This is a genomic window from Pseudoxanthomonas sp. USHLN014 (assembly GCF_037153335.1).
GTDB lineage: Bacteria > Pseudomonadota > Gammaproteobacteria > Xanthomonadales > Xanthomonadaceae > Pseudoxanthomonas_A > Pseudoxanthomonas_A winnipegensis.
This window is the reverse complement of sequence record NZ_JBBCKO010000002.1, coordinates 545,625-568,560: the sequence shown is the minus strand read 5'-3', so window position 1 is coordinate 568,560 and position 22,936 is coordinate 545,625. Positions and strand designations below refer to the sequence as shown.

22 protein-coding genes are annotated in these 22,936 nt (G+C 68.5%); 11 read left to right on the top strand and 11 right to left on the bottom strand.

Going from position 1 to position 22,936, the window contains the following annotated elements:
* Positions 1-37: 37 nt before the first annotated feature.
* A complete protein-coding gene (locus WFQ05_RS06425; protein WP_337053148.1) occupies positions 38-2,290 on the bottom strand; it encodes a TonB-dependent receptor in 2,253 nt (750 codons plus the stop codon).
* 285 nt (positions 2,291-2,575) lie between these two features.
* Entirely contained in the window at positions 2,576-4,105 is a 1,530-nt protein-coding gene (adh, locus tag WFQ05_RS06420; protein ID WP_337053147.1) for an aldehyde dehydrogenase, read from the bottom strand.
* A gap of 240 nt (positions 4,106-4,345) precedes the next feature.
* Here adh and WFQ05_RS06415 point away from each other — a divergent pair, with 240 nt between their 5' ends.
* Together WFQ05_RS06415 and WFQ05_RS06410 are read left to right on the top strand one after the other, a co-directional pair.
* Positions 4,346-6,250 carry a sigma-54-dependent Fis family transcriptional regulator gene (locus WFQ05_RS06415; RefSeq protein WP_337053146.1) on the top strand — a complete coding sequence of 635 codons (1,905 nt, stop codon included), beginning with the start codon at positions 4,346-4,348 and terminating at the stop codon, positions 6,248-6,250.
* Between the two features lie 239 nt (positions 6,251-6,489).
* The gene (locus WFQ05_RS06410; RefSeq protein WP_337053145.1) at positions 6,490-7,404 is read left to right on the top strand and encodes an NmrA family NAD(P)-binding protein; all 915 of its coding nucleotides are present in this window, start codon (positions 6,490-6,492) and stop codon (positions 7,402-7,404) included.
* 63 nt (positions 7,405-7,467) lie between these two features.
* Here the strand turns inward: WFQ05_RS06410 and WFQ05_RS06405 are convergent, their stop codons facing one another.
* From WFQ05_RS06405 to phhA, 5 genes are all read right to left on the bottom strand, one after another.
* Positions 7,468-7,782, bottom strand: coding sequence for a hypothetical protein (locus WFQ05_RS06405; RefSeq protein ID WP_130532269.1), 315 nt, complete (start codon positions 7,780-7,782; stop codon positions 7,468-7,470).
* A gap of 108 nt (positions 7,783-7,890) precedes the next feature.
* Entirely contained in the window at positions 7,891-8,544 is a 654-nt protein-coding gene (locus WFQ05_RS06400; protein WP_337053144.1) for an HAD-IA family hydrolase, read from the bottom strand.
* A 369-nt stretch (positions 8,545-8,913) separates the two neighbouring features.
* Positions 8,914-9,885 (bottom strand): alpha/beta hydrolase, encoded by a 972-nt coding sequence (locus WFQ05_RS06395; protein WP_337053262.1) that lies wholly within the window; start codon positions 9,883-9,885, stop codon positions 8,914-8,916.
* Positions 9,886-9,983: 98 nt separating this feature from the next.
* A complete protein-coding gene (locus WFQ05_RS06390) occupies positions 9,984-10,427 on the bottom strand; it encodes a hypothetical protein (RefSeq protein WP_337053143.1) in 444 nt (147 codons plus the stop codon).
* A gap of 66 nt (positions 10,428-10,493) precedes the next feature.
* The gene (gene phhA / locus WFQ05_RS06385; protein ID WP_337053142.1) at positions 10,494-11,384 is read right to left on the bottom strand and encodes a phenylalanine 4-monooxygenase; all 891 of its coding nucleotides are present in this window, start codon (positions 11,382-11,384) and stop codon (positions 10,494-10,496) included.
* A 132-nt stretch (positions 11,385-11,516) separates the two neighbouring features.
* Here phhA and WFQ05_RS06380 point away from each other — a divergent pair, with 132 nt between their 5' ends.
* The 5 genes from WFQ05_RS06380 to WFQ05_RS06360 all read left to right on the top strand — a co-directional run bounded on the left by WFQ05_RS06380 (position 11,517) and on the right by WFQ05_RS06360 (position 14,106).
* Positions 11,517-11,996 (top strand): Lrp/AsnC family transcriptional regulator, encoded by a 480-nt coding sequence (locus WFQ05_RS06380; RefSeq protein ID WP_337053141.1) that lies wholly within the window; start codon positions 11,517-11,519, stop codon positions 11,994-11,996.
* Between the two features lie 12 nt (positions 11,997-12,008).
* Positions 12,009-12,374, top strand: a complete 366-nt coding sequence (locus WFQ05_RS06375) for a glyoxalase (protein ID WP_337053140.1) — start codon at positions 12,009-12,011, stop codon at positions 12,372-12,374.
* Between the two features lie 9 nt (positions 12,375-12,383).
* On the top strand, positions 12,384-12,998 hold the full coding sequence (locus WFQ05_RS06370; RefSeq protein WP_130532273.1) for a glutathione S-transferase N-terminal domain-containing protein: 615 nt from the start codon (positions 12,384-12,386) through the stop codon (positions 12,996-12,998).
* Between the two features lie 18 nt (positions 12,999-13,016).
* Entirely contained in the window at positions 13,017-13,400 is a 384-nt protein-coding gene (locus WFQ05_RS06365; protein WP_337053139.1) for a TfoX/Sxy family protein, read from the top strand.
* A gap of 61 nt (positions 13,401-13,461) precedes the next feature.
* A complete protein-coding gene (locus WFQ05_RS06360) occupies positions 13,462-14,106 on the top strand; it encodes a Vat family streptogramin A O-acetyltransferase (RefSeq protein WP_130534233.1) in 645 nt (214 codons plus the stop codon).
* 26 nt (positions 14,107-14,132) lie between these two features.
* Here the strand turns inward: WFQ05_RS06360 and WFQ05_RS06355 are convergent, their stop codons facing one another.
* Positions 14,133-15,071, bottom strand: coding sequence for a LysR substrate-binding domain-containing protein (locus WFQ05_RS06355; RefSeq protein ID WP_337053137.1), 939 nt, complete (start codon positions 15,069-15,071; stop codon positions 14,133-14,135).
* 103 nt (positions 15,072-15,174) lie between these two features.
* Here WFQ05_RS06355 and WFQ05_RS06350 point away from each other — a divergent pair, with 103 nt between their 5' ends.
* Complete coding sequence (locus WFQ05_RS06350; protein WP_130524084.1) at positions 15,175-15,369, top strand: hypothetical protein; 195 nt, start codon at positions 15,175-15,177, stop codon at positions 15,367-15,369.
* Between the two features lie 72 nt (positions 15,370-15,441).
* On the opposite strand, the gene WFQ05_RS06345 is transcribed toward WFQ05_RS06350, so the two are convergent.
* Positions 15,442-17,673, bottom strand: a complete 2,232-nt coding sequence (locus tag WFQ05_RS06345; RefSeq protein ID WP_337053136.1) for an NADP-dependent isocitrate dehydrogenase — start codon at positions 17,671-17,673, stop codon at positions 15,442-15,444.
* A gap of 359 nt (positions 17,674-18,032) precedes the next feature.
* On the opposite strand from WFQ05_RS06345, the gene WFQ05_RS06340 reads away from it, so the two are divergent.
* The 3 genes from WFQ05_RS06340 to WFQ05_RS06330 all read left to right on the top strand — a co-directional run bounded on the left by WFQ05_RS06340 (position 18,033) and on the right by WFQ05_RS06330 (position 20,920).
* On the top strand, positions 18,033-19,199 hold the full coding sequence (locus tag WFQ05_RS06340) for a class I SAM-dependent rRNA methyltransferase (RefSeq protein WP_337053135.1): 1,167 nt from the start codon (positions 18,033-18,035) through the stop codon (positions 19,197-19,199).
* A gap of 454 nt (positions 19,200-19,653) precedes the next feature.
* On the top strand, positions 19,654-20,238 hold the full coding sequence (locus WFQ05_RS06335; RefSeq protein ID WP_337053134.1) for an ATP-binding protein: 585 nt from the start codon (positions 19,654-19,656) through the stop codon (positions 20,236-20,238).
* An 88-nt stretch (positions 20,239-20,326) separates the two neighbouring features.
* Positions 20,327-20,920 (top strand): hypothetical protein, encoded by a 594-nt coding sequence (locus tag WFQ05_RS06330; RefSeq protein WP_337053133.1) that lies wholly within the window; start codon positions 20,327-20,329, stop codon positions 20,918-20,920.
* Positions 20,921-21,130: 210 nt separating this feature from the next.
* Here the strand turns inward: WFQ05_RS06330 and WFQ05_RS06325 are convergent, their stop codons facing one another.
* On the bottom strand, positions 21,131-21,493 hold the full coding sequence (locus WFQ05_RS06325; RefSeq protein WP_337053132.1) for a hypothetical protein: 363 nt from the start codon (positions 21,491-21,493) through the stop codon (positions 21,131-21,133).
* Positions 21,494-21,521: 28 nt separating this feature from the next.
* Complete coding sequence (locus WFQ05_RS06320) at positions 21,522-22,931, bottom strand: XVIPCD domain-containing protein (RefSeq protein ID WP_337053130.1); 1,410 nt, start codon at positions 22,929-22,931, stop codon at positions 21,522-21,524.
* Positions 22,932-22,936 lie beyond the last annotated feature (5 nt).

Genomic DNA, 22,936 nt, shown 5'->3' with positions numbered 1-22,936 from the left:
TCTCCTGGGTAATGGGTTGCCTTGGGGATGCGGTGGACTAGAAGCGGTAGCGGGCCCCGACCCAGCCACCGCGCGGGGCGCCCGGCCCCAGGAACCGGGGATCGGAATCCCCGGGGAAGACGTCGCCCGGCTCGCCCAACGTGCCGAAGCTGGCGTAGCGCTTGCCGGTGAGGTTCTCGATGCGCGCGCTCAGCTGCAGGCGCGGGGTCACGTCCCAGCGCGCGTGCAGGCCGAACAGCGCATAGCCGCCGAGCGGCGCGAGCTGGTTGGACTCGTCGCCGCGCAGGTACTGGTTGCTGCGGTACTGGCCATCGATGCCGATGCGCAGGGTGTCGCTCAGCGCGAACTCGACCCCGGCCTTGAGCTGGTGCCGCGACAGGCCCGGGATGCGATCGCCGCGCTGCACGGTGATCTGCCCGTCGGCGTCGGCCTGCGGGTTGTGGACCGCGTTCTCGGTGAAGCCGTCCTGGTAGGTCGCATCCAGCCACACATAGCTGGCCGACCACTCCACCCGGTCGCCCGCCAGGCGGCCCTGCGCGGACAGCTCCAGGCCCTGGCGGCGGGTGTCGCCGACATTGGCGAAGAAGCCCTCGTTGGAGGTCGCCCCACCGACGGCCTGGAACAGGATGTCGTCATGGCTGGTGGTGCGGAACACCCCCGCCTGCCACTGCACGCCGGCGCCGCGGCCGCGCAGGCCGGCCTCCCAGCTCTTGGCCACCACCTGGTCGAGCGGCGGATCGGCGACGAACTGGTTGGGCAGCTTGCACGGCGCGTCCTCGTCCGAGCAGGTCAGTTCCACCGGCGTGGGCGCGCGGGTGGACTCGCTGTAGCTGCCATAGGCGGTGAGCGAAGTGCTCAACTTCCAGGCCAGGCCCGCGGCCGGATTCAGGCGCGAGAACGTGTGCTCGCCGTTGAGGTCCGGGTTCTCGCCCGAGCGATCGGCGATGCGCGTGCGGGTGTGGTTGTAGCGGGCCGAGAGGGTCAGCGCCAGCGCGTCGGTGAGGCTGAAGGTGTCGGTGGCGTACCAGGCGTAGGTGCGCGTGCTGGCGAACACGTCCAGCGCCTGATCGGGAATCTGCAGGCCCGAATCGCGAGAGGTGCTGCGGTCCTCCAGCAGCACCGCCGGCGCGACGATGCTGGAATAGCGCACGTTGCCGCTGAGCCAGTCGCCGCCGAGCACCAGCTGGTTGTCGTGGCCGCCGAGCGGGCGCGAGAACACCAGCTGCACGTTGCCGCCGTGCGCGCGCTGGCGGCGGCGGCCGATGTTGTTCACCGCGTCGTACTCGGAGGAGACCGGATCACCGTTCTGGTCGGTGACGAAGGCCTGCTGGCCCTGGTCGTCCTCGTCCTCGCACAGGAAGGCGGGATCGTCCTCGCAGGCTTCCGCGTCGCTGGTGTCGCCGTTGAACGAGCGCGTCTTGACCGTGCGCTGGTAGGCCATCGCGCTCAGCACCAGGTCGTCGGCGATGTCGTAACGGCCGTGCAGGCTGGCCTGGGTCAGGTCGTTCTGCGTCTGGTCCGGCGCGGTGAAGATGCTGGCGTAGTCGCGGCGCATGGCCTGGATCGACTGCGCGCCGTTGCCGGTGAGATTGGTCCTGGCCTTGGCCAGGTCCAGATCCAGCGCGGCGCGTTCGCCGCGCCAGCCGAAGTTGGCCATGTAATGGCGCGCGTGGGTGGGCGAGAGATCGCGCCAGCCCTGTTCGTACAGATGGTCGGCCAGCACGTAGTAGCCCAGCGTGCCGTTGTTGCCGCCGGACTCGACGCTGGCCACCTCGCGGCCGAACGAACCGGCCTCATACGACAGCGCCGTGCCCGGATCGTCGAAGCCGTTCTTGGACCGCAGCACGATCGCCCCGCCCAGCGTGTTCAGGCCGAACACCGGATTGGCGCCGGTGACCAGGTCCAGCCGGTCGATGCCCTGCTGCGGCAGCAGGTCCCAGTTGACCGTGTCGCCGAAGACCTCGTTGACGCGCACGCCGTCCTGGTAGACCGCGATGCCCTGGGCGATGCCCAGCAGCGGCGAGCCGGTGAAGCCGCGGAACTGCACATCGGGCTGCAGCGGATTGCCCTGCACGCTGTTGAGGCTGATGCCGGCCACCTGGCGATCCATGGCCTCGGTCAGGTCGACCGAGGTCATACGGTCCAGCTGGTCCGCATCCAGCCCACGCACCGGATAGGGCGACTTGTCCGCCGGCAGCGTGGCATCGCCATTGGGCGTCACGCCGACCACGTCGAGCGTGGGCAGCGTGGTGATGCCGGGTGTGGCGGTGTCGGCGGCCAGCGCGGGCATGAGGGCAGGGCAGGCTCCAAGCAGGGCCAGCGCCAGCGCACGGCACAGCGCGCGCCGCGACGGCATCCGCTGCGGGCAATGGGTGGAAGACGGGGTGCGAGGACGGGCAGCGGCCGGCACGTGCCGGACACCGCTTCGCCGCTGGTCGTCGTTGCAGACGGCCATGTGGAGCTCCTTGAGCGCGGTTGCAGGGGCCGTGTCGCGCCGGCCTGGGGTCAGGTCGGCGCACCGCGGCGATGGATCGCATCCCGACGCGGGGAGGTGCGATGCGATCCTTCCAACCGGTCAGAAGAAGCCGAGCTTCTTCGGCGAGTAGCTCACCAGCAGGTTCTTGGTCTGCTGGTAGTGGTCGAGCATCATCTTGTGCGTCTCGCGGCCGATGCCCGACTGCTTGTAGCCGCCGAAGGCCGCATGCGCCGGGTAGGCGTGATAGCAGTTGGTCCACACGCGGCCGGCCTGGATCGCGCGGCCCATGCGGTACAGGCGCGAGGCATCGCGGCTCCACACGCCGGCGCCCAGGCCGTAGAGCGTGTCGTTGGCGATGGCCAGCGCCTCGGCCTCGTCCTTGAAGGTCGTCACCGACACCACCGGCCCGAAGATCTCCTCCTGGAAGATGCGCATCTTGTTGTGGCCCTTGAACACGGTCGGCTTGACGTAGAAGCCGCCCTCCAGCTCGCCCGGCAGCTTGTTCTGCGCACCGCCGGTGAGGACCTGCGCGCCTTCCTGCTTGCCGATGTCGATGTAGGACAGGATCTTCTCCAGCTGCTCGCCGGAGGCCTGCGCGCCGATCATGGTGTTGGGGTCCAGCGGATTGCCCTGCTTGATCGCCTCCACGCGGGCGATGACCTTCTCCATGAATTTCTCGTAGATCGATTCCTGGATCAGCGCGCGCGAGGGGCAGGTGCAGACCTCGCCCTGGTTGAAGGCGAACAGCACGAAGCCCTCCACCGCCTTGTCCAGGAAATCGTCGTCCTCGGCCATCACGTCGGCGAAGAAGATGTTGGGCGACTTGCCGCCCAGCTCCAGCGTCACGGGGATCAGGTTCTGCGAGGCGTACTGCATGATCAGCCGGCCGGTGGTGGTCTCGCCGGTGAAGGCGATCTTGGCGATGCGCGGGCTGGAGGCCAGCGGCTTGCCCGCCTCCAGGCCGAAGCCGTTGACCACGTTGAGCACGCCCGGCGGCAGAAGGTCGCCGATGACTTCCATCAGCACCAGGATCGAGGCCGGGGTCTGCTCGGCCGGCTTGAGCACCACGCAGTTGCCGGCGGCCAGCGCCGGGGACAGCTTCCAGCACGCCATCAGCAGCGGGAAGTTCCACGGGATGATCTGGCCGACCACGCCCAGCGGCTCGTGGAAGTGATAGGCGATGGTGTCCTTGTCGATCTCCGAGATGCTGCCTTCCTGCGCGCGCAGCACGCCGGCGAAGTAGCGGAAGTGGTCGGCGCACAGCGGCACGTCGGCGTTGAGCGTCTCGCGGATCGGCTTGCCGTTGTCCCAGGTCTCCGCGTAGGCCAGCAGCTCGAGGTTGGCCTCGATGCGGTCGGCGATCTTCAGCAGGATGTTGGCGCGCTCGGTCGGCGAGGTGGCGCCCCAGGCGTCCTTGGCGGCATGCGCGGCATCCAGCGCGGCGTCCACGTCCTGCGCGTTGGAGCGCGGGATCTGGGTGAAGGCCTTGCCGGTCACCGGCGTGATGTTGTCGAAGTACTGGCCGCTCTTCGGCTCGACCCACGCGCCGCCGATGAAGTTGGCGTAGCGCTTCTTGAAGATGGACTGCGGGTCGGTGGACATCGGCTTGGTGCTGGTGACGGCGTTCATGGCGTTCTCCTAGTGCGGGGTGTGTGTCGCCCAATGGGTGTGCCCAATAGCGCAAGCCCGATGCCAAAAACGCGGTGCTGCGCCGCGTCACGACCCCGGGCCGCGGCGGGCCGAGGTTCATGCCCCGCGGCTGTTGCGGCGCACCACGTCCACCCGTTGCAAGCGTCGACGCGCTGTGATGTTTATTGGGACATCGCCCCGTTGCGCTGTCGCAAAATGCGACACCTTGAGGAGTTGGGAATGGCACAGCCGCTGACTGCTTCGGATCGCGCCCTGGGCGCCGCACGCCGCGCGTTCTTCGAGCACGGCGGCGCGCCGGTGGGCAAGGTGCCCGACACCATCCTGCGCTCCTGGGTGCGCTGTCAGCGGCTGGGCCTGCCGGCGCAGGGCGCGCCGCAGATCGAGCCGGTCAGCGCCACCCGCCTGAGCGAGATGCGCGAGCGCCACGAGAAGCTCTGGCGCCTGGCGCGCGCCGAGCTGGAGCTGCTGTCCTCCGACGCGGCGGCCACCGGCAGCATCGTCATCCTCACCGACGAGGACGGCTGGATCCTCGATGCCGAGGGCAGCGCCAGCTTCCTCGACCGCGCCGGCCGCGTGGCCCTGATGCCCGGCGCCTGCTGGAACGAGGCCCAGGTCGGCACCAACGCCATCGGCACGGCCATCGTCGAAGGCCGCCCGGTGGTCGTCCACGGCGGCGAGCACTACCTGGCACCGCACGGCATCCTCAGCTGCTCGGCCACGCCGATCTTCGACCCCTACGGCACGCGCATCGGCGTGCTGGACATCTCCGGCGACGCGCGCGTCTCGCACATGCACGCGCTGGGGCTGGCGCGGATGGCGGTGGCCAGCATCGAGCATCGCTACTTCGACGACGGCATTCCCGATGCCGAGCTGCTGCGCCTGCACCGCGACCCGGCGCTGCTGGGCACCGCGCGCGAGGGCCTGCTGGCCTTCCGCAACGGCAAACTGGTGGCCGCCAACCAGGCCGGCCTGCAGCTGTTCGGCCTGGAGCGCGGCGAACTGGGCCGCGCTTCCTACACCGGCCTGTTCGCCGACGCGCCCAGCCGGCTGCGCGACGACGGCGTGCTGCTCGACCGCCAGGGCCGCGCGCTGCACGGCCGCGTCGAGGATGGCCAGGCCCGTGCCCGGCGTCCGGCCGCGCGTCCGCCGATCACCGTCTCGGCCGCCGTCGACCCGCAGGCCAGCGACGCGCCGCTGTTCGACGCCGAGCAGGACGCCGCGCTGGCGCGCGCCCGGCGCGTGCTCGATGCCGGCCTGCCGGTGCTGGTGCAGGGCCAGACCGGCACCGGCAAGGAAGTCTTCGCACGCGAACTGCATCGCCGCTGCGCGCGCGCCGGCCGACCGTTCGTCGCGGTCAACTGCGCCGCCCTGCCCGAGGGCCTGATCGAGGCCGAACTGTTCGGCTACGAGGACGGCGCCTTCACCGGCGCGCGCAAGCACGGCAACCCCGGCCTGCTGCGCCAGGCCGACGGCGGCGTGCTGTTCCTGGACGAGATCGGCGACATGCCGCTGGCCCTGCAGCCGCGGCTGCTGCGCGTCCTGCAGGAGCGCGAGCTGCTGCCGCTGGGCGGCGGCAAGCCGGTCAAGCTGGACTTCGCCCTGATCTGCGCCACCCACCGCGAACTGGACCAGGCCATCGCCGAGGGCCGCTTCCGCCCCGACCTGTATTACCGCATCGCCCACCACACCGTGCGCATCCCCGCGCTGGCCGAACACGGCGATCGCGCCGGGCTGGTGCACGCGCTCTGGCAGCGCCTGGGCCAGGGCCGGCGCCTGACCGACGACGCCCACGCCCTGCTGGCCAGCTACGACTGGCCCGGCAATCTGCGCCAGCTCAGCGCCTGCCTGCGCACCCTGGTGGCGCTCAGCGAACCGGGCGAGACCATCGGCGTGGACATGCTGCCCTCCTACCTGCACATCCAGCGTCCGACGCTGCTCGTCGCCCCGACCGCGCTCGCCGCCCCGGCCAGCGCACAGGACCTGGACGCCCTGGCCGAAGCCGCGATGCGCCAGGCCCTGGCCGACTGCGACGGCAACGTCACCCGCGCCGCGCGCAAGCTCGGCATCAGCCGCAGCACCCTCTATCGCCGCCTGGGCCAGGACCTGCGCGACACCACGCACTGACGGCCTCAACACCGGCGTGCATGACGTGGGCCGCCGCGCGGCTGCTAGACTGCGCCGGTCGAAATGGCAGCGCTTGGTCTGGGTAGGCCCAAGCCCTTTTCTCTCCCCGAGGAAAGCTCTGGCCACACCGTCACGGTGTGCGCCCCCGACAGTCCCGCGCCCTTGTGCGCTCGCGGGCCTGTTCGGTGCCATCGCTCGCGATCCGGTTCCATCAGGCCCCCCCTGCAGGAGTCGAATCGATGCGCTTTTCCGAGACCCCAATGCCCCGCGTGCTCGTCTATCTCGCCAACGGCGTCCAGGGCGGCGCCGTCGTGCGGGCCGCGCTCGCGCGCGGCTTCGCCGTGCGCGCCATGGTGCGTCTCCGCGCCCACACCGTCTGGTCCTCCGAAAGCGGCGTCGAAACCGTCGAGGCGGACCTCGACGATCTGGACGCCTTGCGCGCCGCCAGCGTCGGCGTGGATGCCGTGGTGCTGCAGATTCCCACCGGCCCGTCCGACACCATGGTGGCGCAGGCGCGGCGCGCGGCACAGGCGACCGTCGCGGCCGGCGTGGGTGCGGTGGTGCTGAAGCTCGCCAGCGCGAGCCGCCCGGCGCCCTGCGCCGAACCGAGCTTCGTTGGCAATGCGCGGGTGGAAGCGGCGCTGCGCGAGGCGGGGCTGTCGTTCGCGTGCGTGCGCCCGACGATGTATCTGGACAACCTGCTCAAGCCCTCGGCGCGCAGGGACATCGTCGAGGACGGCGTGTTCTCGCCCCCAATCGCCGCCACCCAGCGCATCGCCTGGACTTCGGCCGACGACTGCGCGCGCGCCGCCGTCGCCTTGTTGGGAAGCGGCGCGACGGGCGACTACCGGATCGGCGGCGCGCGCGACCTGGACGGGCCCGCGCTGGCGGCCTGCCTGAGCGAGGGGCTCGGCCGGCCTGTCGTCTACCGGGCGCAGCCGGTCGACGCATTCGAACAGGAGGTGGAGGCCGCCCTGGGCGCTGGCATGGGCGCGCGGATCGCGTCCAAGTTCCGCTACTTTGCCTCCTTTCCGGATGAGGCCGATGCGATTCTCACCCAGCCAGGTCCGTACCCCTTCCCGCTGACGGATCTCGAACGCACCGATGTCACGGCCTGGGTGCGGCGTCACCGCGCCGCGTTCCTGGAGGAGTAGCGCTGGCGGCCTGCCCGGCGTTGGCCGAAATGGAGACCGCTCTCCGGATCGCCGCGGGCCGCCTCAGGCGGCCGTGGCCTGCTGCCCGGCCTGACGTCGCAGCATCGCGTCCATCAGGGCGCGCATGCGGGCAAGGTCGCGCTGGGCGGTTTCCAGCACGCGCGGTTCGTTCGCTTCGAGCAGACGCTGGGCCGCCTCGGCGACGTCATGCAGCACCGCCGCCGCGTCCATGTCCAGGAAGATGCGCAGGCTGCGCACATGGCGCTGCAGCGCCTGCTGCAAGGCCAGGTTGGCGCCGCCGGCGCAGGCGGCGATCGCGTCCAGGGTCAGGTCAAGCTGGGCCAGTTCGTCGAACAGCTCATCGGCATTGGGGCGCATCGGTCGTATCCGGCAGATCCCCTGTTCAGAACAGGAACGGGGTTCGCAGGATCCTCCGGTCAGCACCGTGAACGCCGGGTTAGGGCGGCCCGGTGGCGGCGTGGTGCGTCAGCCGGCGTCCAGCAACTGCAGGCCATCGGGCGTCACGCGCGCCTGGAGCGCCAGGTAGTCGCGCACCTGCCGGTGCGGCGTCTCCAGCGGGTGCGCATGCGCGGCCTGGATCACCAGCACGTCCGCGCCGGCGGCCTCGGCCGCGGCGATGCCGGCCGGCGCGTCCTCGAACACCAGGCAGTCTTCGGCCGCCACGCCCAGCCGCGCGGCGGCCAGGCGATAGCCGGCCGGATCGGGCTTGCCGTGGACCACGTCCTCGGCGGTGACCAGCACCGCCGGCAGCGCCAGGCCGGCGGCCTGCATGCGGCGCAGCGCCAACGCCCGCGGCGCCGAGGTCACCACCGCCCAGCGCGTGGCCGGCAGGCCCGCGATGAACGCCGCCGCGCCGGCGATGGGCGCGACGCCCTCGACGTCGGCGATCTCATCGCGCGTGATGCCTTCCGCCTCGGCCTGCGCATCCACGCCCGGCAGGCCGAGGCCGGCGATGGTGTCGATGGCCCGCGCGCCGTGGATGGTCGGCACGAAGGTGGCCGGGTCCAGGCCATGCCGCAGCGCCCAGCGCGTCCACACGCGTTCGGCGGCGGCGATCGAAGTCAGCAGCGTGCCATCCATATCGAACAGGAAGGCGGGGTAAAGCGCAGAGGGATTCAAGAAGCACAACCGAAGCGACGCAGGGGCCCACCAGCCTACCGCCTCACCCGCAGGCCACGCGCGAAGGCGCGCGCGACTCGACACGCTGGTCGCGCTTCTCCCACCAGCGCGAGGTGCGTCAGTCCCAACCCGTGCAAGAAAGGGAGGAGGCAAAAAGCGTGCGCGGTGCGAGGGGTGGACGGCGCCTGCGACATGCGGGGTGCGCCAGTTTGCAAGACCTGCTCCTCCCCTTTGCGCGGAGCGCAAGGGGGAGGCTGGGAGGGGGTGCTCTTCGCGGTGAATCTCCGGCACCCAAGGCTCCCCGCGAAGAGCGACCCCTCCCCATCCCTCCCCTTCGCCTGCGGCGAAAGGGAGGGGGCAAAGGCGCGCTCAGCGCGCTGGCGGCGGCGTCGTCTGCCAGCCGATCCAATCCACCGCCAGCCGCGGCCAGGCCGCCAGGGGCAGGCCCTGGACGCGGCGCACGCCGAAACCGTGGCCGCCCTTGGGAAAGATATGCAGCTCGCTGGAGACTCCGGCACCGAGCAGCGCCTGTTCGTACACCAGCGTGTTCTGCACCGGCACCACGTCGTCGTCCTGCGCGGCCAGCAGGAAGGTCGGCGGCGTGCGCGCGCTCACGCGGTTCTGCATGGAGAAGTCGTGCACCAGCTGCGCATCCGGACGCGGCCCCAGCAGGCGCTTGCGCGAGCCGGTATGGCCGATGGCATTGCCCATGTCGATCACCGGATAGATCAGCAGCGCGAAATCCGGCCGCGCGCTGAGGCGGTCGGCCGCATCCACCGGCGCGTACACCGCATCGTCGAAGCGCGTGGACAGACTGGCCGCGACATGGCCACCGGCGGAGAAGCCCATCACCCCTACGCGCGCCGGGTCCAGGCCGTCCTCCTTCGCATGCGCCCGGATCAGGCGCAGCGCGCGCTGCGCATCGGCCAGCGGCGCGTCGCGGCCATCGGCATGACCCTCGTCCGGCAGCCGGTAGCGCAGCACGAACAGGGTGATGCCGGCCCGGTCGGCGAAGGCCGGCACCAGGGAGGTGCCTTCGTTGTCGATCACGATGTGCGCATAGCCGCCGCCGGGCACCACCAGCAGCGCACTGCCGTTCGGATGCGCCGGCCGGTACACGACCATGTACGGCGCGCGGATGCCGCGGATGGAACGGTCCGGCACCGCCGGATCGTCGCTGTGGTCGACGATGGTCGGCTGCGCCGGTGCGCCTTCCGAGCCCGGCCCGGTGCCACCCGGCCACAGCAGGATCCGGTGTCTGAGCTCTTCGGGGGTTTCGGCCGAAGGCCGCTCGGCGGCCTGCGCCGAGACCGCCACGACCAGCAACAGCAGGACCTGCATCCAGCGCATCGCCGTTTCCCTTGCCCAATGGAACAGGCCCGGATGCTAATCCTCGCAGATGGCGCGCCGTCGCGCGGACGCGACACGTGCCGCGGAGCTCAGGGCGATGGGCTCAGGTCCTTCCACTCCTGCGAATCCAGCCGATAGCGGAACTGCGCCGCATTGGTGGGATGGAAATCGGCGCCGCTGAGCAGGAACACGAACTGCTTGCCGGTGACCGATGCCTTCATGCCGCCGAGCGTCATGATCCAGCCGGGCCATTCTTGGATCACCAGCACCGCCGGCACGCGCGCCGCATTGGTCTGCATGACGTCCTCGACGTGCACGCGATAGCGGATGAGATTCGCGAATCCAGGCCCCGTGCGCGCCTCCAGATCGGTGACCGGCCGTCCCTGACCATCGATCATGTCCACTTCGACGACGCGGCCGACGATGACGTGATCGGACTTGGCCAGGATCTCGGAGAGCGGCAGGTGGACGATCGAGGTCGCATCGGCCGCGCCACCGCAGCACAACGCCAGCAGCAGCATCCATCGCTTCATCGCCACGCCCTCCGGGACCGATGCGGCGAGCTTAGCGCGGCGACATCTCCTCCGCGTCGCCGCGCCTCACACGTCCCTGCCGTCGGCCCAGCCCTCACCGGTGCCGCGCTGGAAGACGCGATCCCGGTCCAGCACGCGCCCGGCGGGCAGCGCCTCGGCATGCTCGAGCTCGGCGTAGAGCGGGGTGAAGTCCGGCGCGGTGGCCTGGATCAGCTGTTCGAAGCTGTCGATGACGAAGTAGGTCTTCTGGTAGTCGTCGATGCGGTAGCGCGTGCGCATCACCCGCGTCAGGTCGAAGCCGATCCGGTTGGGCGCGGCCGACTCCAGGCAGTACAGCGACTCGCCCTTCGACGAGACGATGCCGGCGCCGTAGATGCGCAGGCCCTGCGGCGTGTCGATCAGGCCGAACTCCACCGTGTACCAGTACAGCCGGGTCAGGTTGACCAGCGCCTGCGGGCCGATGCCATGCGCCTTGACCCCGCCGCGCCCGTAGGCCTGCATGTAGTCGGCGAACAGCGGGTTCATCAGCAGCGGCACATGGCCGAACAGGTCGTGGAACAGGTCCGGCTCGGCGATGTAGTCGATCTGCTCGGGCCGCCGGATCCACCAGGTCACCGGGAAGCGCCGGTGCGCTAGGTGCTCGAAGAAGTCCAGCTCCGGCAGCAGGCCTTCCACGCCCACCAGCTGCCAGCCGGTGGCCGCGCCCAGCACCACGTTGAGATCGTCGAAGCGCGGGATCTCGTCCGCGCTCAGGCCCATCGCATCCTGCGCGGCGAGGAACTCATCGCAGGCACGGCCCACCAGCAGCGCGCGCTGGCGTTCGAACAGCTGGCCCCAGGTTCGGTGATCGGCGGCGCTGTAGCTGGCCCAGGGCTGCTCGACCACGGCCGTGGTGTAGACAGGCACATAGCCCTTGTCCGTGAGCTGGTTCTCGACGCGGCGCGGCGTGGTGTCCATGGCGGTCTCCCGCGGGCAGCAAAGGCAGGCTCCCACGCTACCGGCAAGCGCGCGCAACGGGCTTGCGAAAGTTGCAGGATCTAGCCATCAGGGCGCAATCTTGTTGCGTCATTGCATGTTGCGACGCGACAAATGGACGTACCAAGCCCGCTCGATCGCACGGATCTTCGTCTGCTGGCCCTGCTGCAGACCGACGGCCGCGCCAGCAACGCGGAGCTGGCCGCGCGCATCAACCTCTCGCCCTCGGCCTGCCTGCGCCGCATCCAGCGCCTGGAGGCGGCCGGTGTCATCGCCGGCTACGGCGCCAGGCTGGAGGCGCGCGCGCTGGGCCTGGGCCTGCAGGCCTTCGTGCGCGTCCAGCTGGCCCAGCACGACCAGCCGGCGATCGAGCGCTTCGCCACCGCCGTGACCAGCTGGGACGAGGTCGTCGCCTGCCATGCGCTGACCGGCGACATGGACTATCTGCTGCACATCCTGGTGCGCGACCTGGACCACTTCTCGCGCTTCCTGCTGGACCGGCTGCTGGCCCAGGCCGGCGTGGCCGACGTCAACTCCAGCTTCGTCCTGCGCACCGTCAAGGATGCCGCGGGGATCCCCCTACCCACGACCTGACCGGAGCCGAACATGCAGGCCACCACCTTGACCGCGTTGCAGCCCTTCGTGCCGGGCGGCGCGGATTTCGCCGCTAGCCGGCGCCTGTTCGCCGCGCTGGACTTCGTCGAGGACTGGGAGGCCGGCGATGTGTGCGGATTCCGCAGCGGCCCGGTGTCCTTCATCCTGCAGGACTTCCACGACGACCATGTCGCCCGCAACCTGATGCTGCGCGTGGTCGTGCCCGACGTGGATGCATGGTGGGGCGAGATGGCCGGGCGCGGATTGGAGCAGCGCTTTCCCGGCTTCCGCCTCGGCACGCCGACCGACTTCCCCTGGGGCCGCGAAGTGCACATGATCGACCTGGCCGGCGTGTGCTGGCATATCGCCAGCGACTGAAGCGAAGCCATGCTGAAACTCCTCGGCAAGCCCACCTCGATCAACGTGCGCAAGGTGCTGTGGCTGGCGGACGAGCTGGACCTGGCGCTGGCGCATGACGCGATGGACGGCCCCGGCGATGCGGACGCGCTGCGTGCGCTCAATCCCAACGGCCTGGTGCCGGTGCTGATCGATGGCAGCGCGGTGCTGTGGGAATCCAACACCGTCTGCCGCTACCTGGCCGCGCGCCAGCGGCGTCACGACCTGCTGCCCATCGAGCCCCTGGCGCGGGCGCGGGTGGAACAGTGGATGGACTGGCAGGCCACCGAGCTCAACGGCGCGTGGCGTCCGGCCTTCATGGCGCTGGTGCGGCGCGCGCCGCTGACCCAGGACGCCGGCGCGGTGGAGGCCAGCATCTCGGCCTGGAACCGGCTGATGGGCCTGCTGGACGCGCAGCTGGCCACGACCGGCGCCTTCGTCGCCGGCGCGGACTTCACCCTGGCCGACATCGTGCTGGGGCTGTCGGCCAACCGCTGGCGGATGACGCCGATGGCGCGACCGGTGCTGCCGGCCGTCGATGCCTGGATCGCACGCCTGGAGACGCGGGCCGGCTATCGTGCCCACGGCGGCAACGGCATTCCCTGAAGAAGCTTGAGGACACCCATGGCAACCGACGCGGACTTCATCGACTACGTGCACGCCCAGGCCGGGCTGGGCGCGGCGCTGGAATCGAAGAAGATGTTCGGCGAGTACGCGCTGTACCTGGACGGCAAGGTGGTCGCGCTGGTGTGCGACAACCAGGTCTTCCTCAAGCCGACCGCGCCCGGCCGGGGCCTGCTGCACGAGGTGATCGAACAGCCGCCGTATCCGGGCGCCAAGCCGCACTATCTGCTGGCCGATGCGCTGGAGGACACCGACGCGCTGCGGCGCCTGCTGCGCGCCACCGCCGACGCCTTGCCCCTGCCCAAGCCGAAGGCGGCCAAGAAGGCGCCGGCAAAGAAGGCCGCGGCCAAGAAGGCGCCCGCCAGGAAGCCTCCGCGCGGCTGACCGCCTAGCCTCCCGCCACTGGTTACCATCGGCGCCCTCCTTCGATGACGAGGCATGCCGCATGCACGGCCCCAGTCCCGAGACCCCGCATCCGATGCAGGGCTTTCCCCAGGTGTGTTTCATCCGCAACACCGTGCGCAACCCGCTGATCGAGATCGGCGAGTACACCTACTACGACGACCCGGAAGACTCCGAGGGCTTCGAGCGCAACGTGCTCTACCACTTTCCCTTCATCGGCGACCGGCTGGTGATCGGCAGGTTCTGCGCGATCGCGCGCGGCGCGAAGTTCATCATGAACGGTGCCAACCACAAGCTGTCCGGCATCTCGACCTATCCGTTCCAGATCTTCGGCCACGGCTGGGAGACAGTGATGCCGCAGCCGGGCGAGCTGCCGTACAAGGGCGATACGGTGATCGGCCACGACGTGTGGATCGGCTACGAGGCCCTGATCATGCCGGGCGTGCGCATCGGCAACGGCGCGATCGTCTCGGCGCGCGCGGTGGTCACCGCCGACGTGCCGGCCTACACCATCGTCGGCGGCAACCCCGCGCGGCCGATCAAGGCGCGCTTCGCGCCCGAGCAGGTTGCCCGGCTGGAGGCCATCGCCTGGTGGGACTGGCCGGTCGCGCACATCACCGCGCACCTGGACCGGATCGTCGCCGGCGACATCGACGCGCTGGAACGCGTCGCGCCCGCGCGCGACTGACCGCGCTGCTGCACGCGCATGCCGGCTCAGCGGCGGCGTCGCTGGCGCGCGGCGCTCGCCGTCGTCGTTCTGCCCGGCATCGTCTGCGTCTGTTGCGCGTGCTCCTGTGCCTGGCCGCGCAGCCAGTCGCGGAAGGCGAGGAAACCGCGGTGGTGGGCGGAACGTTCCGGATAGACGAGATAATGCGACCAGGCGGTCTTCAGCCGCCGCGTCGACAGCGGTACCAGATCGCCCGACTCCAGCAGCAGCCGCGCGCGCGTGATCCGGCCCAGGGCCACGCCTACGCCGTCCATGGCGGCGCGATGGTGCGATTCGGAGCTGTTGAGCACGGCCACGTAGCGCGCAGGTGGTGTCAGGCCCTCCTGCGCGAACCAGCGCTCCCACTCGCCGTCCGGGTCGCCGAGCAGCGGCCATTCGACCAGCGGCCGGCGCTTGCCGCCCATGCGCCGGATCAGCGCGGGGCTGGCCATGGGCGTGAGCCATTCCTCGAACAGGGGTTCGGCCATCACGTCGGGCCAGACGCCGTGGCCGATGCGCAGCGCCGCGTCGATCTGCGGCTCGCGGGCGAAGTCCACCAGCGCCTCGCTCGACAGCAGGTTGACCTCGATCTTGGGATGCAGTGCCAGGAACCCGCTCAGCCGCGGTACCAGCCAGGCCGACGCCATGGAGGGCGTGATGCTCAGTGTCAGCACGTCCTCGCGCCGCGCCGCGTAGGGCGTGAAGGCCTGGGCGATGGCATCCAGGTGCGGGCCGATGCGATCGAGCAGGCGCTGGCCGTCCCCGGTCACGCGTACGCCGCGTGCGTGCCGTTCCAGCAGGCGGTAGCCCAGGCGCTGCTCGAGGCCGCGCATCTGATGACTGAGCGCGCTGACCGTCAGATGCATCGCGTCGGCGGCACGCGAGAGGTTGCCCAAGCGCGCGGCGATGACGAAGCCCTGCAGGGCGTGCAGCGGGGGACGCGACATGGAACTTCCCTTGAGCTGGATTCAAGACTCGCTTGCGAAAGCTTCGCTTCTCGGGGCCTGAGCCTGCGCCTATTGTCGATTCCACTCAAGTGGAGATGCCGATATGAACCTGTTCAAGGCCCTTCTGTTCCACCACGGGCATATCGTCGATGTGGAGCTGGCCCGCTCCCTGGCGGGCGTCGAGCCCGCGCAGGACACCGCCGCGCAGCGCGCCCGCAGGATCAAGCGCGCGCGGCGCCTGGCGCGCAAGCAGGCCCAGTCGGCGCGCGCGAACGCACCGCTCACCGGGTTCCGCTGAGGACGGCCCCAAACGCAGACGGGCCGCCTGCTTTGCGGCAGGCGGCCCGTCGGGGTCACGCGTCGAGGCGGCTTACTTGCCCAGCTTGGCCAGCGCGTCGTTGAAGGTCTGGCTCGGGCGCATGGCGGCGGCGCACTTGGTCAGGTCCGGGTGGTAGTAGCCGCCGATGTCCTGCGGACGGCCCTGGGCACCGTTGAGCTCGGCCACGATGGTGGCCTCCTGCTCGGCCAGCGCCTTGGCCAGCGGGGCGAACTTGGCCTTCAGCTCGGCATGCTCGTCCTGCGCGGCCAGGGCCTGGGCCCAGTACAGGGCCAGGTAGAAGTGGCTGCCGCGGTTGTCGATCTCGCCGACCTTGCGCGCCGGCGACTTGTTGCTGTCCAGGAACTGGCCGTTGGCCACGTCCAGCGCCTTGGCCAGGGTCAGCGCCGCGGGGTTGTCGTAGGTCTGGCCCAGGTGCTCCAGCGAGGCGGCCAGCGCCAGGAACTCGCCCAGCGAATCCCAGCGCAGGTAGCCCTCTTCGACGAACTGCTGCACGTGCTTGGGCGCGCTGCCGCCGGCGCCGGTCTCGAACAGCCCGCCGCCGGCCATCAGCGGCACGATGGAGAGCATCTTGGCGCTGGTGCCCAGCTCCATGATCGGGAACAGGTCGGTGAGGTAGTCGCGCAGCACGTTGCCGGTGACCGAGATGGTGTCCTCGCCCTTGCGGATGCGTTCCAGCGACAGCGCGGTGGCCTCCACCGGCGAGAGGATGCGGATGTCCAGGCCGGTGGTGTCGTGGTCCTTGAGGTACTGCTCGACCTTGGCGATCAGCTGCGCGTCGTGCGCGCGCTGCGGATCCAGCCAGAACACCGCCGGCGTGCCGCTCAGGCGCGCGCGGGTGACGGCCAGCTTGACCCAGTCCTGGATCGGCGCGTCCTTGGTCTGGCACATGCGCCACACGTCGCCGGCTTCCACCGCGTGTTCGAACACCGTCGCGCCGGCATCGTCGGTCACCACCACCTTGCCGTCGCCGGGGATGACGAAGGTCTTGTCGTGGCTGCCGTATTCCTCTGCCTTCTGCGCCATCAGGCCGACGTTGGGCACGCTGCCCATGGTGGCCGGGTCGAACGCGCCGCGCGCCTTGCAGTCCTCGATCACCACCTGATACACGCCGGCATAGCTGCGGTCGGGGATCACGGCCTTGGTGTCCTGCAGCTCGCCCTTGGCGTTCCACATCTTGCCGCTGTCGCGGATCATCGCCGGCATCGAGGCGTCGATGATGACGTCGCTGGGCACATGCAGGTTGGTGATGCCCTTGTCGGAGTTGACCATCGCCAGCGCCGGGCGCTTGGCGTACTCGGCCTCCACGTCGGCCTTGATCGCCTCGGCCTGCTCGGCCGGCAGCTTGCCGATCACCGCGTACAGGTCGCCGATGCCGTTGTTGGGGTCGAAGCCCACCGACTTGAGCGCCTCGCCGTGCTTGGCCAGCACGTCCTTGTAGAACTCGCCCACCACGATGCCGAACAGCACCGGGTCGGAGACCTTCATCATCGTGGCCTTCAGGTGCACCGAGAACAGCACGCCCTTGGCCTTGGCGTCCTCGATCTGCGCATCGATGAAGCTGGCCAGCGCCTTGCGGCTGAGCACCGAGGCATCGACCACCTCGCCTTCCTTCACCGCCACCTTGTCCTTGAGCACCGTGCTGCTCCCATCGGCGCCGACGAAGGTGATCTTCAGCGCGCCGGCCGCGCCCAGCGTGGCCGAACGCTCGCTACCGTAGAAGTCGCCGGACTCCATGTGCGCCACATGGGTCTTCGAATCGGAAGACCACTTGCCCATGCGGTGCGGGTGCTTGCGGGCGTAGTTCTTCACCGACAGCGGCGCGCGGCGGTCGGAGTTGCCCTCGCGCAGCACCGGGTTGACCGCGCTGCCCTTGACTCGGTCGTAGCGCGCCTTGGCGTCCTTCTCTGCGTCGGTTTTGGGCTCGTCGGGGTAGGCCGGCAGCGGATAGCCCTGGTCCTGCAGCTCCTTGATCGCGGCCTTGAGCTGCGGCACCGAGGCGGAGATGTTGGGCAGCTTGATGATGTTGGCCTCGGGCGTGGTGGCCAGCGCGCCCAGTTCAGTCAGGTCGTCGGAGACCTTCTGCGCATCGCTCAGCAGGTCGGGGAACTGCGCCAGGATCCGCCCGGCCAGCGAGATGTCGCGGGTCTCGACCACGATGCCGGCGGTGTCGGTATAGGCGTCGACGATGGGCAGGAACGACTGCGTGGCCAGGAACGGGGCTTCGTCGGTCAGCGTGTACAGGATCTTGGGCGTGCTGGACATTGCGGGCGTTGTCTCTCTTGCAGTGACAGGGGCAGCAGGCGCGGGGGCGACTGCACGGGTGACGCCGCCGGTGGCGAAGGCGGCCCGGGCATCGAGGCGGGGGCAGCGGCTGGCGGCGACCAAGCGCGCCATTGTGGCCCCCCGGGCAGGGCGGGGCAAAGCGCCGCAGCCGGCATGCGGGGACCGCAGTGTTCCGGCAGCCGGGACGAGTGCGCTGCCGTAGGCGCCGCCGCCTCTCCCAATCAGCCCGCGACCCCTTGTAGAGCGGAGCTCGCTCCGCTGCCTTTGAGCCGGATCATCGGGAAGGCCCAGCGGAGCAAGCTCCGCTCTACAGGTGCCCGGCCTTCTACAATAGGCCGATGAACATGCCCAATCCTGCCGTCCGCCTGAAGAACGCCTGGCGTTCCAGCCATCCGTGGATCTTCCAGAAACTGGTGGACAAGCCGCCGCAGAAGCCCAAGCCGGGCACCATCGTCGATGTGTTCGGCGTGGACGGCGACTGGGTGGGGCGCGGCTTCTACAACGGCCATTCGCGCATCGCCGTGCGCATCCTGGAGACCGATCCGGACGTGCAGGTCGATGCGGCCTGGTTCCACGACAAGATCGCCCAGGCCGTGTCTCTGCGCCGCGAGGTGCTCAGGCTGGACGAGACCACCGACGCCTGGCGCGTGGTGCATGCCGAGGGCGATGGCCTGTCCGGCCTGGTGGTGGACCGCTATGGCGACCTGATCGTGGTGGAGTTCTTCGCCGCCGGCATGTTCCGCCATCGCGAGTGGATCTTCGACGCGCTGCGCGCGCAGTTCCCGGGCTGCCGCTTCCACAGCTTCGCCGACGAGCACGTGCAGAAGCAGGAGAGCTTCGACTTCCACAGCACCTCTGGCACCGAGAGCGAGGTCATCACCGAGTACGGCGTGAAGTTCCGCGCCGACCCGGCCGGCGCGCACAAGACCGGCTTCTTCGCCGACCAGCGCGAGAACCGCCAGTGGCTGAGCCAGCACGTGGCAGGCAAGACCGTGCTCGACCTGTGCTGCAACACCGGCGGCTTCGCCGTGTACGCCGCCGCGCGCGGGGCTAGCGAGGTGCTGGGCGTGGACATCGACCAGGACGTGATCGCCATCGCCAAGGGCAATGCGCGCCTGAACAACGTCAAGCCCAAGTTCGTGCAGGCCGACATCTTCCCGTACCTGCGTGATGCGGCCGCGCGCGGCGACGCCTATGACGTGGTGATCCTGGACCCGGCCAAGATGACGCGCGACCGCGAGCAGGTCATCGCCGCGCTGAAGAAGTACCTGGACATGAACAAGCTCGCGCTGGGCGTGGTCAAGCCCGGCGGGCTGTTCGCCACGTTCTCGTGCACCGGGCTGGTGAGCGAGGAGCAGTTCCTGGACATGCTGCGCCGCGCGGCCTACTTCTCCGGCCGCACCATCCAGATCCTCAAGGTGGCCGGCGCCGGCCCGGACCATCCCTTCATGGCCCACGTGCAGGAATCGCGCTACCTCAAGGCGGTGTTCTGCCGGGTGTTATGAGAACCGGAATGGTTTGACGATGCGACAATCCGTTCGAGCGCGGTGGCTGTGGAAGTGGCTGCTCAATCCACCGCACAGCTAGATCTGCTCGGGATGGAACTACGCTTGTGTCTCACTAGTGCCTGGACATGGTTCAGTAATCGCGGGGCCGACTGCGCTAGACCCGCTCAAAGCAACTAAAAGTAGTGCGCGCGCCCTCACCGCAAACCGCGACGCACAGTAGGAACTTGCTGATTGACGCAGGGTGGGCCCCTAGACAGAATCCGGAGAGAACCCCTGACTGGGATCTACTAGTAGTTGGGGTGCTATGAGGAGAATGTCATGGCCGAGGGCTCCCAGGACAGGTCTAGCTGTTCTCAGGCTCTTGGGGATTTTCGCAGTCGCCGCATTTGTGTTGAGATTGCTAGCTAGCGAGTCGGTTTAACTTAGGCATTAGACGTCATTAGGGGGAGTCGTGTCGCTACAGCCAAGTGAAATCAACAGCCTTGTGTCCGCCGGCGAGAGCGAGACTCTCGAGCTTAAAACATCTGTCCCAACCCCAGACACGATTGCCAGTCATCTTGCCGCTTTTGCGAACACCAAAGGAGGCACTCTCCTAATTGGAATCAAAGAACCAGCAACATTTGTCGGCATCAAGCCGGACCGAGCAAAATATGCAATTTCCACTGCGCTCAAAAAGGTAAGTCCTAACATCGAGGCAGAGTCCGGCATCGTCCAGGTTGGAGGCGCCAATGTTGCGTACGTAAAAGTAAAAAAGGCCGCATCACTGGTTGCATCGTCTGGCGGATATTATGCAAGGTATGGCTCATCCATCCGTCCGCTTACGGCGGATGAAATAAAGTCCAGCTCTCTTTCTAATGCGACAATCGAGAAGTCACTTTCCGACCTCTCTGCCAATTCGGTAAAGCAAGCTGAAACTATTGACAAGATGAGCGAGGAGCTGCGTAAGGCGAACTCTGTTCCTCGCAAGATCGGAATCGCCATAGTTGGCGCGGTCCTTGGAACGATAGCAAAGCATTTGTTAGACATATTCGCGTGATGTCTAAAAATTAATTCAAGCCGACGCCGCTTCGCGGCGAGGCCTAAGAGGCCTAATTCAAGGGTTCGGCACCAGCTGGAGATCATCAATGACCAGTGATCAAGAAGGAATTCTAACACTGGATCTTCAGCTATCCGAGCGTGAAATTTTTCTTATAGGAATGATCGTAGCTCACTGGGGAGCATTGGAGCATGAAGTCTTTATTCAGGCCCTTCGCAGCTTCGACGATCCTGATATTCAAGCTACTGACCTGCCAAAAGCGATGAACAATATTCAGTTCACGCAAGTACTTGCTTTGTGGAAAGGGCGAGTTGTAGACAAAGCAGAAGGCGAGCGAGCTACCGTCCTGCAAAAGGTCCATGACGAAATTCTCAGAATGAAGGAGCCGCGAGATGCGCTAGTCCATGGCATGTGGCAGTGGTCGCCCGAGAGCCGGGACCTGATTAGCACGATACGGGTCAGGAGACGCGAGATACTTACTAGCCACTTCAATGTTGAGTACTTGCAGAACTTTGCGCTTCGCCTGTCACAACTCAACTTTCAGATCCAATGCCCTCGTGGTACCGCCGACCTCGCTTCATCTAGGCAACAAGTTGGCTTTTACATTAGCCGCAAGGGTCTCCAGCTCATGGCGAGTACAGCAAGAGCGAAGCCCAGTTCGGGCGAGCCGGCTGGCGACTGACATTCAATTCAAATGGGTGCCGCTTCACGGCTCGACTTAACTTAGGTGTTAGGCCGCAACGAGAAGAATGTTCGACGAGTCAGAGACGCAGATCAGCGCCGCTGCAGGCGCCAGCGATGCGTTGCCCCTTCTGAGTTTCTGCTGAGCAATGATGACAACGCCTGCGTTGATGCCTTCAGGGCGTTCTGACCCAAGGCGACGGCCGGGTCGTCAGGCCTTGGGCCACTCGCGGAAGACCACACACACCGTGCTCGGGTCGAGCATCGCGAATTCCCGCGCGCCCCACGGCTGCAGCCGCACCGTGGGCAGGTTGGGGTGCAGCCGCTGCGGCGCGCGCGCGGCCAGCTCGGCGTGCACCGCCTCGATGTCGTCGACCTCGATGCCCAGTTCGGGCCGGTCCTTGGCCGCCCACTCGGCGTTCTCCACCAAGTAGGCCTTGGCCCCGTCGCGCGCGACCACCGCCATGTCTGCGTCCTGGTACAGCACCGCGAAGCCCAGCGCATCGACGAAGAAGGCCAGCCCGTCCTCCAGCCGGTCGTAAAAGATCTTGGGGATCAGGTTGTGGAACCGCATGGCGATGCACCTTCTGGCGGCTGGGCGCCTAGTGTGTCAGCCGCGCCGGCTCCTGGGCCGGCGCTGACGGCTGCGGGGAGGCCGGCGTCTGGGCGGCGTTGGCCTGCTCGATCCGCTGGATCGACGCGCCCTGCGGGGTCTGCATGGCCTGGCCCGCGTCGATCGAAGCGCGGCGCTGGGCGGGATCCTGCAGCTGGCCCTGGATCACGAACACGTTGACCTGCCCGCCCTCGCCGCCGCGCCCGAGCACGATGTGGTCGGCGCGGCTGATGCCCTGTTCCTTGGCCAGTGCGAGCAGGCTGTGGCTCATGCGGTCGGCATCCTCGCCGCGGGCCAGGCCCTGCGCGGCCACGCCGGCCTCGATCTGCTTGAACAACGCGTGGTCGGGATGGCCGGGCCGCGAGGGCCCTTCGCGCGCCGGCTCGACCATCGGACCGGCCACACCCTGGAACACGATGGGGACGTGGGTGAAGGTCGTGGCGGTGTGGTCGAAGTGGTGCGCCGTCGGTGGGGTGGTGCTGGTGTCGCGATAGGGCATGGGCGAGGTGTCGCTGCCCAGGTTGAGCCCGTTCTGCTCCATCAGCTTCTCGGACAGATGCAGCTGTTTCAGGTTCATCTGCAGCTGTGCCTTGCCATCGCCATAGGCGCGCTCGGACTGCACGATCACGCCCGTGCCCCAGGCCCCGTAGTAGTTGGCGTAGTCGGAGTTGCCGTGATGGCCCAGCCGCGCCTGCGCCGGCGGGTGATCGAAGTAATTGCGGCCCATGCCCTCGAGGTTGGCCGAGGTCGCCTGCATGTGCAGGTCCTTGCCCAGGGTGATGTTGGGCTTGGCGGCATAGTGGTAGTTGGGCGGTGCGCCGGTGCGGTCGATGAAATCGCCCGCGCGGAAGGGATTGGCGTTGTAGACATCCTCCAGCGTCGCCTTGGGCTTGTCGTGCTGGACCCGGCTGACCAGGGCGTTCCAGCCGGCTACCTCCGCGCCCGCCTCGTCGCGACGGTTGGCGGCGATCAGCGCGCCAAGCGCGGCCGTGTAGTCGTGCGTCGGGCCCTTGCCCTGGGCCACGTGCTTGGCGGCGGCGATGAAGGCCGTGGTGGCCTGCTCGGTCGCGGCGTGGTTGAAGCCGTGCTGCAACTCGTGCCCCAGCACGAAGGTGGGTTCGCCGGCGTCGAAGGGCACGCCCTTGGGCGGACTGGTCAGCATCGACAGAGGCAGACGCATCTCCTTGGCCGTGCCGTTGTACTCGCCGCCGGCATGGGTGCCCAGCGGCAGCGGCACGATGTGCTTGAGATGGCCGAGCTTGACGGCCTGGTTGATCTGGTCGACCAGCGCCGGCGAATGGTTGATCACGCCGGAGAGATTGGCGGCCTGGTCGGCGGTGACGCCGGGCTGTTTGGCGAGCGCATCGACCAGCGCCTGTGCTTCCTTGGTCAGTGGCATGTCGG